The sequence below is a fragment of the Paenibacillus sp. FSL R7-269 genome, assembly GCF_000517865.1.
Lineage (GTDB): Bacteria > Bacillota > Bacilli > Paenibacillales > Paenibacillaceae > Paenibacillus_AQ.
Genome location: NZ_ASPS01000049.1, coordinates 127810 through 141904, shown reverse-complemented (window position 1 = coordinate 141904; position 14095 = coordinate 127810). Strand labels below are relative to the sequence as shown.

Genomic DNA, 14095 nt, shown 5'->3' with positions numbered 1-14095 from the left:
TTTCTGTACTTAGTCTTCCCATTATACCAAACGTTTGTTCGCATGTTAAGGGCGTAATTTCCACAGGAGTATATTTTTTACGTAGAAAAGGAATGATATGTTTCGATTTTTCAGGTTACAATATTGACGTTTTGTTGTAGATTTTATCAAATAATGTTTTATAGGGAGTTTTCAAAAGAGGTAAACAATGGACATACCTTGAAATAACTTCCTATTTTTATTCATTATACCATAAAGCGTAACGTTACGATACATCATAATCGACCTTCTTTTTGGATGTGGGGATTTATATCCGTAAGGTATACCTTTTTTGGACAAGTAGGAGTGAATCATGAGAACAATTATTAGAGAATACGGATACGCTAGAGTTTCTACGAAAAATCAAAATGAAGATAGGCAATTAACTGTATTACGTCGAACAGGGGATTTCAGACGAATATATTTTTGTAGGCAAGGTCAGCGGTAAGAATTTTGACCGATCGGATATCAGCTTCTGAAGCGTGTACTTCGTGAAGGAGACACCTTGTTTGTTAAATCTATCAATCGTTTTGGTAGAAAGAAACAGGGAATTTTAAGGAGTGGCAATGGCTGATCGATGCGAAGGTTCATGTGGTTGTGATCGACATTCCCATACTTGATACGCGCAAGTACCAGGAGATGGATGGGATCAATCAGCTCATTATGGATGTAGTGCTTCAGCTTTTAAGCTGGCTGAAGAAGAGACAAACGATATTAAACAAGCCCAGGCTGAAGGGATTGCTGAAGCTAAGAAAAAAGGGAAGCACCTGGGGCGGCCACAAATTAATTTGAAAACTCTTACACCTGGGCAAAGAAACATCTTGGATTCCAATTATAAGAGCTGGAAGCATAATGAGCTTTCGGCTGTAGAGTTTATGAAGAAGCTGGAGCTGAAGAAGAACAGTAATTGCGACTGTTTACTATGTGTTACGACAATGGGACATGGTGCAGGCTGGGGCTGAGGTGCGAATTCTCTATAAAGGACTTTCCTTCAGGGGAAAGTTCTTTTCTTTTTACATACCGGCTCTAAGTCGGAAAAACAGCCATCTTTTCTGGAAATTACAAGTAAGCGTATACTAAAATGTTACTTTTTTTTAAAAAACAAAATACATTTTTTAAACTTATTGGATTATAAGAATGTATATACTTAAAAAAAATGTAAATGGAGGATATATTTTTGAGAAAAATTATGATTGTCACAATGGTAGGAGCTATTTTGTTATCCGGATGTGGGGCAAATAATCAGTCTTCAAGTCCGAAAAAGATTGATGGAAATGCGTCAACACCAGTTACATCAATTCCCAATACACTACTATCCGGGACGTCAGATAAGAAAATTGCTATTTATGGTGTTCAAGAAAAAGCACAAAAAGACATATTTTCGTCATTAGATGTTGTAATAAATGGAGAAACGAAAACATTCAATTGGATCAATATAACGAACCCCTCCTTCTATCCTCAAATATCGGTCATTGAGTTAGATGCAGATGGAGAAGATGAAATTGTCATTGTTCTGACAAAAGGCGCAGGGACTGGAGTACATGATTCGGAAGTGCATGTGCTTAAATCAGATTTTACAGAAATATCAGTTTCAGATCCAAGAGAATTTGTTCTAAGCCATCTTAAAGTTAATCTAAAAAAAGATAAGGAAATTCGACAGTATACAGTTTCAGTTGGTGGTCAGGAGCACTTATTTGAATTCAGTGAGAGCGATTCAAACGATTGGTTTGAGCAACCGACGGTTCAGAATATATTGAGATTTGGAATAAAGGATAATCAGCTTATTGCGGAGCTACCCATTCAGATTTCAACAGGTAATTATTTAGGGGATGCAATCATTAGATATGCATTTTTTAATGGGAAATTAGAGCCGTTTAAAATAGAGATTACAAAAGAAGGAAGCTCATTATGAGCTTCCTTCTTTTAGTCGTACGCCCAGCATGGGCGTCATCTTTAGGGTGAAAGTCCCGAGCGGGGGCTGGCAAGCGCCTACCGTTAGCCAAGGGCAAGGGTGTCTACCGTGAGGTGGAATCTGAAGGAAGCCGGAGGCAAAAGCACGGCCTGAGGTACACGAATCCAATTAGAGGCGGCTGCAGCCGGATGAGTCACCCACACATGACAAAATCCAAAGCTGCCAAGTGCTGTAGCCGTAGACTTGGGCAGGCGCGGGCGGAAAGATGACGTTCTTATCTGGGGAGGCCTGTCGGATATGCAAGGAAAAAAAACTTGTAACCGTAGCTGAGAGGCTACGCTGAACTGGCAGGAGTCAGCAGAAGCCATAGTACGTAAACTGTTGCAACAGTTTACGGAAGGGCTGAACCGAAAGGAGAGAGGAAACCGATGCGTTCGCATGAAGAGCAACGACAGCAGAATATCTCGCAAGAGAGCTTGCGGCAAAGAGAAGCGGTGAAGCCGTCAGGGTATGCCGGAGCGCCGAGTTCTTCATCGGCACAAGTCGGCCTTTCCTCTCGCAAAGCAGAGAGCCACCTGCTGGAGCGAATGCTCGAAGGAGATAACCTTCGGCTCGCATACAAACGAGTGGTCCAGAACGGAGGAGCACCCGGTGTGGACAATGTAACGGTAGCGAATCTACAGGCTTATTTGAAAACACATTGGGAACCGGTGAAAGCCGAACTTCTTGCGGGTACCTATAAACCTGCACCCGTCAAACGGGTGGAAATCCCCAAATCCGGAGGCGGCGTACGGCTGCTAGGCATCCCGACGGTAATGGACCGCTTTCTCCAGCAGGCTCTTCTACAAGTCATGAATCCGGTCTTTGACGCAGGATTCTCGTGGTACAGCTACGGATTTCGGCCGGGAAAGAGCGCCCATGACGCCGTGAAACAAGCACAAAGATATATCCAAAGTGGTTTGAGATGGATCGTAGACCTCGATCTCGAGAAATTCTTTGACCGGGTAAATCACGATAGGCTCATGGCAAGGGTTGCGCGGAAAGTAGCAGACAAGAGAGTACTAACACTGATTCGCGCGTATCTTAGCGCCGGAGTGATAGTCAATGGAAAGCTGGAGCATAGCCGGGAAGGAACGCCACAAGGCGGTCCGCTCAGTCCGCTTCTGGCAAACATTCTATTGGATGATCTGGATAAGGAATTGACCGGACGCGGACTGCGGTTTGTACGCTACGCGGACGACTGTAATATCTTTGTGGCGAGTAAACGAGCGGGCGAACGGGTCATGGAATCGGTCAGCCGATTTGTAGAAGGAAAGTTAAAACTGAAAGTGAACCGGGAGAAAAGTGCGGTAGCCAGACCCTGGCACCGGAAGTTCCTAGGATTCAGTTTCCTGAGCCAGAAACAGGCAACCATACGAATAGCGCCGAAGAGTCTTAAAGCATGCAAAGAGAGAATTCGAGAGCTAACGAACCGAACCTGGTCCATCTCAATGGAAGAACGAATAAGCCGATTAAATCAATATCTGATGGGCTGGCTAGGCTATTTCCATTTGGCATCGGCCAAGAAACACCTCCAAACGCTGGACCAGTGGATTCGAAGAAGGTTGCGAATGTGCCTGTGGAAACAGTGGAAACGAGTACGCACACGAATCCGCGAACTCCGGGCACTAGGAACGCCCGAGTGGGCCTGTTTCACAATGGCAAACTCACGGCGAGGCGCATGGGAAATGTCCCGGAATACAAATAATGCCCTTCCGACTTCCTACTGGGAAGGGAAAGGGCTGAAAAATTTGCTTTCACGTTACTTAGAGCTTTGTTAACCTTTTGGAACCGCCGTATGCGGACCCGCATGTACGGTGGTGTGAGAGGACGGGGGTTTGCCGCCCCCTCCTACTCGATTGAAATATTAATAGCCTTCAACTTTAAAAAACGTGTGGTCTTTGATTACTTTCTTTTCTACAATTTTTCTGTTCCCTGCACCAAAGTTCCAATACTCTGTAGACCCCGATGTAATTACGTGCGAAGCATAATAGGTGTTGGTCACAAACCACAAGCACGTTCCGATAGGGTTACCAAGGCGGGAAGAGGCAAGTGCCTGTTCTACCGAATCTGCCCAAGCTGTGCTCGATGTGTTAGGTTGACGAGCATTAATGCTTGTCATTCCATCAAAAGCACCTGATCTGAGGATAACACCTTTATATGTGTTTCCACCAAATTCACCCAAATTTTTGTCTACGCGATTACTGACTACCCATGCAACACCAGCTTTACCGGTTTTGGTTTGTGTAGAAGCCTCAGAATAAATAAGTCGTGCCAACAGATCAGTCGGGTCAAGGTTTTCGAATTCTGTCAGACCTGGTAAATTTGATACTGGATCTCCCATTGCCATAATAAATCTCTCCTTCATAGTTTTGATTTATCAAGATGGGGGGTTCTCTTCTTCTGAATGCCCCCTGCATTCGTGAAGAGAAGATCTTGTACACATACTGTAACATATTGCGTAACGTTACGCAATATAAAATGCAAAAGTCTTTTTCTTGTCCTAGTTATTTTTAGAATGAGTTTCTGCAGGAGGATCGAATCAGGAATACCAGAGTAAAAGATTAAGGTGTTACGGCTGATGCTACCGGCTCTAAGGCGGCAAGAGCGCCCCCCTAAGAGCCGGTACTCCCCGCTGCGGGGTTACTTGGCCCGATAACCTAGCGCTTAACACCCCGCACGGAGCCAAGGTCAAGGGCCGGCGGGGGAAGCTCGGGGAAGGCATGGCCGCTTGATGAACAGCGCAGCAGCGCGGAGCGTTCATCAAGCGTTCACGCTGAAGGGCAGCACCACGATTCCGCTGCGCTCCATCATCGTGCCAGGGATCTGTGAGCTGAAGAGGTGGTTTTGTTGTCAGCAGCAGAACGATCGACACAGGAGCTTATGGAGAAAGACAGTTACAATTTTGACTGTGCTTTTACGGTTGGTTCGGGACGAACGTAAGCAGACATACATTCTGCTGAGAGTGGTTAATAGAGGGGCTGCCTTACATCCGGAAGAGTCTGCTTTTAAGCAGGGACAAGATTAAGTTACCTAAAATATTGCGAGAACATCTCCTTCTGTCATAGGGGCTTGGGTACTTATTCAACCAAGCATAGAATGGGGCGCGGCAAATTTCATTGAGTTTAGGTGTACCTAAGTTTACGTGATACACCCTATTAATATAAAGGGCGTTTAGTATACTTATTCAGCATGATAATCAGTACCAGCGACATAATTTAAGTTACCTAAATAAAGGGGGCGTTCTTCCGAGAACATCCCCTTTTTGCATGAGGACAGATCTTAAGACCGCCAAGCGTAGACATGGATTGAGACTTCGGAAAATATCGCATTTTATAAAATTCAGTGTACTAAAGTGTACTAGGTACCAGGATAAGATCGAGAAGTTGTCAACTGAAGCTTCAGAACGTTATCGAGTTTCTAATGAACAAGCTAACAACGAATTGGAGCAATTGTATAAAACCACAATTGGTTCTTAAGATGATAGAGACTTAGTGTGTCTACATCCGATCCGGCTTAGGCAGGCCGAGTACGTCGAGCGCTTCGCCCAGTGTATCGGTGAAGCTCCGGGTCAGCCACAGGCGGAAGGTAATGCTGGCTTCCCCGCCTTTGAGAATTGGACAAGCCGAGTAGAAGTTACTGAACAACGAGGCCAGGGAATAGGCATAGTTACAGATCGTATTCGGCGTAAGCTCCCGGCTTGCTGTATAGAGTGTGTCTTGCCACAAGCTGAGCTGTCTCAGCAGAGCAAGCTCAGCCGCTTCGAGCTGCGCCGGGAACAGCGGCACCCCTCCAGCGCCAGACTCGCTAACGCCGGACTCGCTAACACCGCTCTCGCCCACGCCACTCACATCACCCGCCGAAGCGGCCTTACTAAGCACGCGCTGCGCCCGGGCGTAGGCGTACATCAGGTAGACGCCGGTGTTGCCGGAGATTTCCATCGCCTGCTTGAAGTCGAACACAATCTCGGTGCCCAGATTGAAGCGCAGCAGGTAGTAACGGATGGCAGCGGTGGCGATGAGCCGGCTGGACAGGCCGTTTTTGTCCGAACGGGTGGATTCAATCATGTCTTCCATGAGCCGGACCAGCTCGGTTACCTTAATGCCGATTCCCTGGCGCCCGGACATGGCGTAGGAGCTTTTGCCGCTGGAGGTATCAATGCCCAGCCCTGCCGCAGAAGCGGGACTCAGCGAGACCACCCCATAGCTGACATGATGAAGCGCGTCTGCCTGCGTACCGAATCCCAGTGCCTTGAGTGCCTGCTTGACCATCAGCTGCGGATATTCCTGCCGGTAATCGATGACGTTCACGACCTGGTCCGCCCGTCCAAAAGGCAGAGCCTGTCCGCTCAAGCCGGTCGTCCACAGTCCGCTCTGAAATTCGTTGTAGCTGAAATCCTTCTCCAGCAGTCCGAACTTCCACAGATGATAGGCGATGTCCTTGGCAGTATAGGTCAGAATTCCGTTCGAGCGCACCAGCACCTTATCCTTCTGATGCTCCTCCTGAGTGTCCGGTACGGTGTCTTCAGCGGGTTGCTTCAGAATCCAGCAGCCTGCCAGCTTACCTTCGGTCTCCTGCACGAAGATCTCTGTCTGCGACAGCAGCTCGAACGCCGAGGCCCAGAAGCCCTCCTTCAGAATGCTGCTCTCCCACACCAGCAGATCGTAGTCAATGCCGAACCCCCGCATCTCCTCCACATGTTCTTTCACGATCTGCCCGGCGACGAGGTTGCCAATCCAGGCAGTATTACCATGGCCTTCCTCCAGCGCATGAAGAATCTCGGTCCGTTTCTGCACCATCTCTGGCTGCTGCGCGTAAGTTTTGTTAATCTCGGCATAGATGTCCCAGCAGTAATCTCCGAACCTTACATGTTCTCCCGCCAGTGGAACATTCAGCAGACCGGCTACAGTATCAGCCAGCTGATTGCCGAGATCATCCACATAGTTGTGCACCTCAACGGTATGGCCGGTCGCCCGCAGTACCCTCACCAGCGCGTCCCCGATACAGGAGTTTCTCAAATGCCCGATATGCATACTTTTATTAATGCATACTACATTGACCTGATATTATTAGAGAGATGGTGTCCGGGGGAAGATCTTCAGATCAAAGCTGCTCCCGGTCCCGCCATTTCCCCAGCGCTCACTTTTTTCTTTTCTGTAAGTCGCATATTCAATAACTGATTTTAATAACGCATTTCGTTCCGCAGGTATATCGGTCAGGTAATATACCTTCAAAACGTTTTCGACCAGGGGGATATGCGCCTTACGCGCAAAGGTGCGGCTTTTCTCAGTTTCTAGCTGCTCGCGTACAAGCACAAGAGCTGATTCTGTCTCCGCTATTCTGCCCGCGAGATTTTGGGATCTTTCGAGATAAGTGTCAATTGTATATACGCCCTTTTCAAGCAGGTCGTGTAAATTGCTATTCTGCTTTTTCAAACCAGCCAGCGTTTTTTCGTGTCCCTTTACAATCAATTCCATATTATCGGCCTTTGTTTCTTCAGATTCTTCAGGCTTATAACTTTCCCAATCATTTTTTGCATTTTCAACCCACAGCTTTAATGCCTCGATAACGCGATTCTCGACAATCTCAAATGGACTGCTAACATTGTCACATAGAGTATTTTGACAGTACAATGTGGGCGCTCTATAGGTAGTATAATGTCCATGACGCACCATATTTTTTCCGCATTTTTCACACACGACTAAAGTAGCCAATGGGCTTGTTATTACTCCCTTTGGCGCAGGCGGGTGATACCGTTCGGCCAGAATCTGTTGAGCCAAATCAAAAATCTCCTCAGATATAATCGACTCATGTTTACCCTGATACACTTTCCATTCTGACTTTGGTGAGTAGTATTGCTCCCGTTTTAAAACACCATCTTTTACAACTTTTTTCGTTTTCCTTTTATTCCACGATACCTTGCCTACATAGGTATCACAGGTAATCATCTTTTTAAGAGTTGCGGTAGTCCAGTCCGCCCCCGTTTTAGTCGGAAGTTGCATCAAATTAAAATGTTTGGCAATGCTTGGAAGTCCCATGTGGCCTTGAGTATATAAATCAAATAGCACACGAATGATAGCGGCGGCTTCGGGTACTATTTCAATAGTGGGACTCCCATCCTCCAGCTTTATTTTTTTATATCCATATGGTGGCGTGGAACCTATAAAGTTCCCTTCTTCGACGGACGCCATCCGCCCGCCCTGTAACCGGCGATTGATAGTTTTGTATTCTCTGCGGGACATAAATAGGCCGAATTCGAAGTATTCTTCGTCAAATTGATTGTTAGGATCATAAATTTTCATAGGTGTAATAATCTTAGTTCCACATGCCTTGAAAGCTTCGGCAACAATACCCTGATCTGCTGTGTCCCCACGGGCAAGGCGTTCAACTTCCATAACCAATACGCCCGCCCATCGACCATCTTCCACTTCACCAAGCATCTTCTGAACCTCGGGACGTTCAATGATCCGTTCTCCTGAGACAAGCTCCGAATAGACCGTAGTAATATTGATATTCATTTTTTTGGCAAGGGCCATAAGGGTTGTACGATGCCTTTTCAGGGTCTCGCCTTCTCCACGCTTTTCTGCTTCCAGATCGGCCCGGGACTTGCGCAAATATATGCAATATTCCGCATAGTGTTCCATATAGTGCTTCATATTGTTATACCTCCATTACTTTGGGTGTGATTATGAAAAAATATAATATACTGAAGGACAGAGGCCGATATATAATGACATTAATTAGTTTTATTATATCAGGTGGTGTTACATGATAGGAGAACCTTTGGGCTTTATGTTTTTTTCCATGATTGAGACGTTTGCGTTATATTTTCTGATCATGTGTATGTTTCGCTTCAAGTGGCGCAGGTTTGCATGGCAAGCGCTGACCCTATCTTTTGTAATAAATACTATAAGCTTTTTCCTCAGAGATGATTATCATCTGGGGAATTACATGCCAGTCGTTACAATCTTCTTTTTCTTTGCATTTTTCAAAGTGGTTATGCGATTGCCGATGATATTCAGTTTAATTATAACCGTCGCTGGCTATGTAACTTTTGGTATAGTCCAAGTCATATTGGCAATTTTACTGCTGGGATCGATTGACGCAGTGAAAGATTCATTAACCAATGGTTACGTTCTGCAATTTGCAACGGCTGCTGTTATAATTCCAGGTGTATGGTTGCTTTACAGAATGGGGTACGGTTCAACTTTTGGAGTAGCACAATTGCGCTTTAGATTTGAAGATGTAACGGCAGTTGCCATGATTATTTTGGTTTTGTCTAGCATTACCGCCGTGCTCTATGATAATCAACTTTATGTAATCACAGTTTTTTTTGCTGCCAGTTCATATTATTTCGTACGTTACGCCATAAAAAAGGAGAAGCAGAGTGATTGATAAACTCGCACAAAACACAGCGCTATCGATTAAAAAGGTTGTGCCGCACCATCCGGCCAGCGTGCCAGTACTTAAGTACGCACTGGAGGCGGTGTACAACACCATCTTTATAATCTTCTTTTCCCTGGCTATTGGAGTTATGACAGGCAGGGCGATAGAAGTAGCTGGGGTTCTTATCTCCTTCGCAACACTGCGTCAGATTACCGGGGGAATACATCTTCGCTCGAATACGCTCTGCGTCTTGATTTCGACAGCCGGAAGTACCGCTTTGTCATTTGTGCAGTTTGGGACAACAACGATTTACATCGTTAGTGCAATTGCGGGTGTGCTGACATTGATCTACGCGCCGTCCAGGCTTAACCAGCATAGCCGATACCCGAAGCGATATTACCCTGCGCTTAAGGTTGCTGGGGTAGGGCTGATTGCTCTTACGCTCCTGTTTCCTTCAGCACCTATTGCCGCCTCTATATTAATTCAATCCTGTACCTTGATTAATCAAAGGAAAGGAGGTGAATCACACCATGAATAAATTACATCAATTTGCCGCACGTTCACAGCGCGTAGCGCTTTTTACACTGGCAACCTGTCTTGCTGCAATCGCACCTATGATTGTTAGTGCTAATAGCATTCTATTTGTACACCAACCTGAGCCGCCGGAAGATTTGTTGAAATAGCAAATGGAGTGATCTATATGACAACAACGCTTGCTCTGACAAAGGACAAGGAAGGCATATCCGGGATTATCAACATACCTGTTCGCGATGTATACTACTTCGAATCTACCTATGGCAGGACAAGCCACATCGATGTGTATACAAGAAGCGGAATGTATTATACTATGGGAACGATGAGGTACCTAATGGATACTCTGAACAGTAGCGGTTATCGCTTCTCTAAGGGTGATAGATCAGCATCGATTAACCTTGATAGAGTTGTCCGAGTCGATAAATTTTTAAAAACTGCATTTTTTGATGATAGTAATGCTGGCTGTATGCTGACCAATCGGGGATATAACACTTTGATCAAGGAACTTCAGCAAGTTAACATTTCATTTGTGATGATATAGGCTGCCTAATGGCGGCTTTTTTTGTCGTTAAATAAAAAACTATATTATATCATAAATTGCGGAAAAACATTGTCGGAAAAGATCGGATTTTTTCGACAAATATTGTGCAACTCGCATTCCGAGATTTTATGTACATATGACCTGAGATGTTATTTAATTAATTCAACGGTTGAACTCATTTGACAAAATAACTGAAGTATGATTGTTGATGATACTTCAAGAATTCTTGAAGTTCCGACCAGACCGGGAGGATAAATCCTCCTAGCCGCCTTTTGAATCCTTTACAGGGACGACCGTTATCTTGCGCCAAGTATACAGTAATTCAGGTGTGGGCAGGTTGAAAGCCTTGCTTATCGTCATTGAGGTCGAGAAGCCCATTTTTGTTTTATTCCTGGCGTAATCGGATAACTGACTTTCTGGAATCCCAGTTATGATATGTATCATTCGCTGAGTGATTCCGGTCTTCTCGTAAAGTTCGTACAGGCGGCAACGATCCGGTTCATACCGCATCGTACCTGCTCCTTTATTTAATTGCAATATTTGAGAAACTCGCAACATTTACGAACTTGTGTTCCTGTGATAAGATAATTATACCTACACCCAGAATCGGATGGTGGCAAGATGTCAACACACAAAGAAATTATGCTTAATCAAGTACTGGATGGTACGGGCTTTCCAAAAGAGGAAATTCCCGGATTCATAGAAAGAATGAAATCAGTCTTCCTCACTGAAGATGATTTTTGCGGCAGTCTTCAACTTTTTTTGGACGGCAGGATCGGTAAGGTCAAAACCTAACTCACCCTCCAGGTCTTCGAAAAATTGTATTTTCTTTTGTGTTAATTCATTTTTAATATCAGCCACCGAACGGAAATAACCGTTATCGCTGGACTCTTTAATTTGCATCTGATTCGCTTGTCGTATTTCCTTATAGTCCTCTTCGGCATTTTTAATCATTTCGGGATAAGGATTGTTCTTAAATATAGGTTCCCCAGCTTCATCTACATAGTCAGATAGTTTGATCTCGACTCCCCTGTAGATGATGGAGTTCGTCATAGGGAGGAAATGTCGTTTCAACTGAGCAATCAATACGGTGGCATACTCAGGATGTTCCTTAAGCGGACCTAATGCTAGTCGATGCTTGTAGTCAGCAGCAAACACATTATTAAACATCTCAATCTTCTCTAATAGTTCCTCGTTGATCTTCCCTTTAGAACGGAATTCCTCAAGATACATTACCAATGTTCCGAAAAAAGAAAATAGTTCACCGGTATTGCTGGCCTCCGTGAGAATGGATTTAATCTCATCGGGGGCTTTTTCTATATACCCCGCCAACAATAGCGCGTCTATATCTCCTCCAGTAACTTCCGCTAATGCTCTTGTTATATCTTCTCCGGCTGGTGGATGAACACCATTTTGAAGCTTACTTATATAAGCTTTGTTTGTTGAAAATCCTTTAATCCTCATCTGTTCTTCAATCTCTCGAAGACTCAAACCCGACTTATCAATATAAGATTTTAACAACTCTTTGTACTCCATGTTTTCACCTCTGATATGTATTTTATCTTTCGTTGTCATTCAAAGTCAACGTGAGTAATTATATTTTTCGTTATCAAGTATTGACAACGGGAGATTATTGGTGTAATTTGATTATAACGTTATTAATGAATGACAACGTTACAAACAAATAACACCATAAGGTGGTGAGATTTTGAAATACTCAACCCTTCTTAAACATTCAATCAGCAAAGAACGTATGACGCTGGGAGAAATTGAAGAGAAGTTAAAAAATCATGGACAAAAGACCAACAAAGCCTACATTAGCAAACTTCAAAACGGTAAGTTGCCACCACCAGGAGACAAACTTAATGACGCCCTAGCCATTGTTCTTAATATTGACCCAATTGAACTCAAAGTTGCTGCTTACCGCGAAAAAATACCGCCTGAAGTTTTAAAACGTCTCTGCTCGGCATAATGGGAGGTGCAATCATGGCAGTTCACTTAAAAACGTCGGAAAATTCATTGCCAGTTGGGAACGTTGTAAAAACGGTAATGATTGGCGGCGGCAAGGTAGAATTCTGCGACGACTTTGTTGCTCGTACTCCTGAAGCAATCCAGCGCGTCAAAAAGGATATCTATACTAACGCCTGGGCAATTGTGATGAGACTACGTTCCGAAGGAGTTTCAATTTAAAAACCCGCCGTGCATAATCGCAACGGCGGGCGGGGAATGGCTTCGGCAAGGGGAATTGCTTAACAACATCATACATCACGACTCTGTCCGATAGCATCCCCATAACTCGGACAAAGAAGGTGGAATAACATTGGCAATTGGACATTTTTCCTCAGCTCTACAGGATGTTATACAACGGAAGGGCCATACATTGGCCCAGGCTGGCAGAATTGCGAATGTGGACGGTTCGCTGGTCGGCAAGATTGTCAAAGGTAGCCGGAAAGCAAGTGAACCTGTTATGAAAGCGGCGGCTGAAAAATACGATGATGGACAACTGTTCCTAGCGGCAGCAGCCGAAGTGACGGGGGGCGCATTCACTCCTTGGCTGGACAACGTAGATCTACATAGAGCAAGCGTCCTGTTCAAAACACTTGAGGAAATGAGAGAGGTGCTGGACGCTTCAGGGTTAGCCCCGATCAGCAAGACCAACGCTCAGATCAATGAGTCGGAGCGCCAGCAGATTAAACGGCTGCTCATGGAGACAGTCGAGGCAATAACGGCGCTGACACACTTGGCCGCAGCAATATGTAAGGAGTATTCGTTCAGTTGGCTTGAAACGTGGAAAGAACACCGCGCCGAGCTGAAACTTAAAAACTACATGAAATGAGGTAGAGGGATGGAAAGAATAGCATTGGTTGCCGAAGCGAAAGCCGCCGGAGCCGCCGCAAGGCATAATTTGAGGGTAATCCGCAAGCAGCCCGATAAGATGCTGCCGGGGAGAGCGAAGGAAGCAGAGATCCATCTAAATACGATGATCTACTTTTTGGAAATGGAAATGAAAAACGACCGCCGGTCAGGGCAGTCGCAGGTGATAACCCGTCTTAAGAGTCTCATTGTGTCCATTTTAACCGTAGATCGCACTGAGCGCAAGGGGGGCAAGGGATATGTTGGACTATGATTTTTATTATGGGCATAGCTTGAATACTTTTAGCGAGTACAAAGATGCTTACAAAAATATATTTGAAGCAAGGTCTATGAGTAGCAGTTTTTTTGTTTTTATGGTCAAGAGTATTTTCGAGAGAACAGGTACATCGGATGAAGAGAAATTGACTGAAATTAGAGCTATGAATGACGCTTTCGACAATAGCTTTCCCGCCTGATGAGGCCTGATGGATACAGGCCGAAACCCCGCAAGGGGTCGCGGATATCCGCAAATATACTGAAAGGGGAATGGCATTATGATTCCAGATCATTTGCATCAGGATCGTTACTGGCGGGGGCTGCTTCGACTTGAACGGTAGGGAGGCGGCAATATGCTTGTAATCAAAGGTGACACGGTGCGGACAAGCTGCGGCCTGTATGGTGAGGTACTGGATACATGGGGCATTGCCCGTCCTTGGGCAAAGCTCCGCAAGGGAGACGGGGGATTAGCGTTCTTTCTCCGCACGAATGTAACGGAGATTGTGAAACGACCGCCAGTTAAGAAGGGCAAATGA

17 protein-coding genes and 1 pseudogene are annotated in these 14095 nt (G+C 45.1%); 13 read left to right on the top strand and 5 right to left on the bottom strand.

From position 1 onward, the window contains the following. The first annotated feature begins 615 nt into the window (after positions 1-615). From C162_RS36665 to ltrA, 3 genes are all read left to right on the top strand, one after another. On the top strand, positions 616-810 hold the full coding sequence (locus tag C162_RS36665; RefSeq protein WP_200869228.1) for a hypothetical protein: 195 nt from the start codon (positions 616-618) through the stop codon (positions 808-810). A 385-nt stretch (positions 811-1195) separates the two neighbouring features. After that, positions 1196-1930 carry a hypothetical protein gene (locus tag C162_RS21965; protein WP_036697693.1) on the top strand — a complete coding sequence of 245 codons (735 nt, stop codon included), beginning with the start codon at positions 1196-1198 and terminating at the stop codon, positions 1928-1930. A gap of 428 nt (positions 1931-2358) precedes the next feature. After that, the gene (ltrA, locus tag C162_RS21960; RefSeq protein WP_084649015.1) at positions 2359-3750 is read left to right on the top strand and encodes a group II intron reverse transcriptase/maturase; all 1392 of its coding nucleotides are present in this window, start codon (positions 2359-2361) and stop codon (positions 3748-3750) included. An 86-nt stretch (positions 3751-3836) separates the two neighbouring features. Here the strand turns inward: ltrA and C162_RS21955 are convergent, their stop codons facing one another. The 3 genes and pseudogenes from C162_RS21955 to C162_RS21940 form a co-directional block, all read right to left on the bottom strand. Further along, a complete protein-coding gene (locus tag C162_RS21955; protein ID WP_036697692.1) occupies positions 3837-4319 on the bottom strand; it encodes a cell wall hydrolase in 483 nt (160 codons plus the stop codon). Between the two features lie 1150 nt (positions 4320-5469). After that, a pseudogene (argS, locus tag C162_RS21945) lies at positions 5470-7011 on the bottom strand (arginine--tRNA ligase domain-containing protein); the annotation flags it as partial. A gap of 27 nt (positions 7012-7038) precedes the next feature. Then, the gene (locus C162_RS21940) at positions 7039-8625 is read right to left on the bottom strand and encodes a recombinase family protein (protein ID WP_051493842.1); all 1587 of its coding nucleotides are present in this window, start codon (positions 8623-8625) and stop codon (positions 7039-7041) included. A gap of 112 nt (positions 8626-8737) precedes the next feature. Here C162_RS21940 and C162_RS21935 point away from each other — a divergent pair, with 112 nt between their 5' ends. Genes C162_RS21935 through C162_RS21925 form a run of 4 tightly spaced genes read left to right on the top strand, consistent with a single transcriptional unit; the run spans position 8738 to position 10430 of the window. Then, on the top strand, positions 8738-9364 hold the full coding sequence (locus C162_RS21935; RefSeq protein ID WP_036697688.1) for a hypothetical protein: 627 nt from the start codon (positions 8738-8740) through the stop codon (positions 9362-9364). Continuing rightward, positions 9357-9893: an accessory gene regulator ArgB-like protein gene (locus C162_RS21930; RefSeq protein ID WP_036697687.1), complete on the top strand. Its 537-nt coding sequence runs from the start codon at positions 9357-9359 to the stop codon at positions 9891-9893. The genes C162_RS21935 and C162_RS21930 overlap by 8 nt, the downstream gene beginning before the upstream one ends. Continuing rightward, positions 9886-10038 (top strand): cyclic lactone autoinducer peptide, encoded by a 153-nt coding sequence (locus C162_RS35560; protein WP_084649012.1) that lies wholly within the window; start codon positions 9886-9888, stop codon positions 10036-10038. Before C162_RS21930 ends, C162_RS35560 begins: the two co-directional genes overlap by 8 nt. A 17-nt stretch (positions 10039-10055) precedes the next feature. After that, positions 10056-10430 (top strand): LytTR family transcriptional regulator DNA-binding domain-containing protein, encoded by a 375-nt coding sequence (locus C162_RS21925; RefSeq protein WP_036697685.1) that lies wholly within the window; start codon positions 10056-10058, stop codon positions 10428-10430. A gap of 261 nt (positions 10431-10691) precedes the next feature. Here the strand turns inward: C162_RS21925 and C162_RS21920 are convergent, their stop codons facing one another. Both C162_RS21920 and C162_RS34590 read right to left on the bottom strand, forming a co-directional pair. Continuing rightward, positions 10692-10940: a helix-turn-helix domain-containing protein gene (locus tag C162_RS21920; protein ID WP_036697684.1), complete on the bottom strand. Its 249-nt coding sequence runs from the start codon at positions 10938-10940 to the stop codon at positions 10692-10694. A 204-nt stretch (positions 10941-11144) separates the two neighbouring features. Beyond that, entirely contained in the window at positions 11145-11966 is an 822-nt protein-coding gene (locus C162_RS34590) for a helix-turn-helix transcriptional regulator (protein ID WP_051493841.1), read from the bottom strand. 172 nt (positions 11967-12138) lie between these two features. On the opposite strand from C162_RS34590, the gene C162_RS21910 reads away from it, so the two are divergent. From C162_RS21910 to C162_RS21885, 6 genes are all read left to right on the top strand, one after another. After that, entirely contained in the window at positions 12139-12402 is a 264-nt protein-coding gene (locus C162_RS21910; protein ID WP_036697682.1) for a hypothetical protein, read from the top strand. 14 nt (positions 12403-12416) lie between these two features. After that, entirely contained in the window at positions 12417-12620 is a 204-nt protein-coding gene (locus C162_RS21905; protein ID WP_036697680.1) for a hypothetical protein, read from the top strand. 130 nt (positions 12621-12750) lie between these two features. Next, positions 12751-13266, top strand: coding sequence for a hypothetical protein (locus tag C162_RS21900; RefSeq protein WP_036697679.1), 516 nt, complete (start codon positions 12751-12753; stop codon positions 13264-13266). 9 nt (positions 13267-13275) lie between these two features. Then, the gene (locus C162_RS21895) at positions 13276-13557 is read left to right on the top strand and encodes a hypothetical protein (RefSeq protein WP_036697677.1); all 282 of its coding nucleotides are present in this window, start codon (positions 13276-13278) and stop codon (positions 13555-13557) included. Next, positions 13544-13759, top strand: a complete 216-nt coding sequence (locus C162_RS21890; RefSeq protein WP_036697675.1) for a hypothetical protein — start codon at positions 13544-13546, stop codon at positions 13757-13759. Before C162_RS21895 ends, C162_RS21890 begins: the two co-directional genes overlap by 14 nt. 153 nt (positions 13760-13912) lie before the next feature. Then, entirely contained in the window at positions 13913-14095 is a 183-nt protein-coding gene (locus tag C162_RS21885; protein ID WP_036697674.1) for a hypothetical protein, read from the top strand.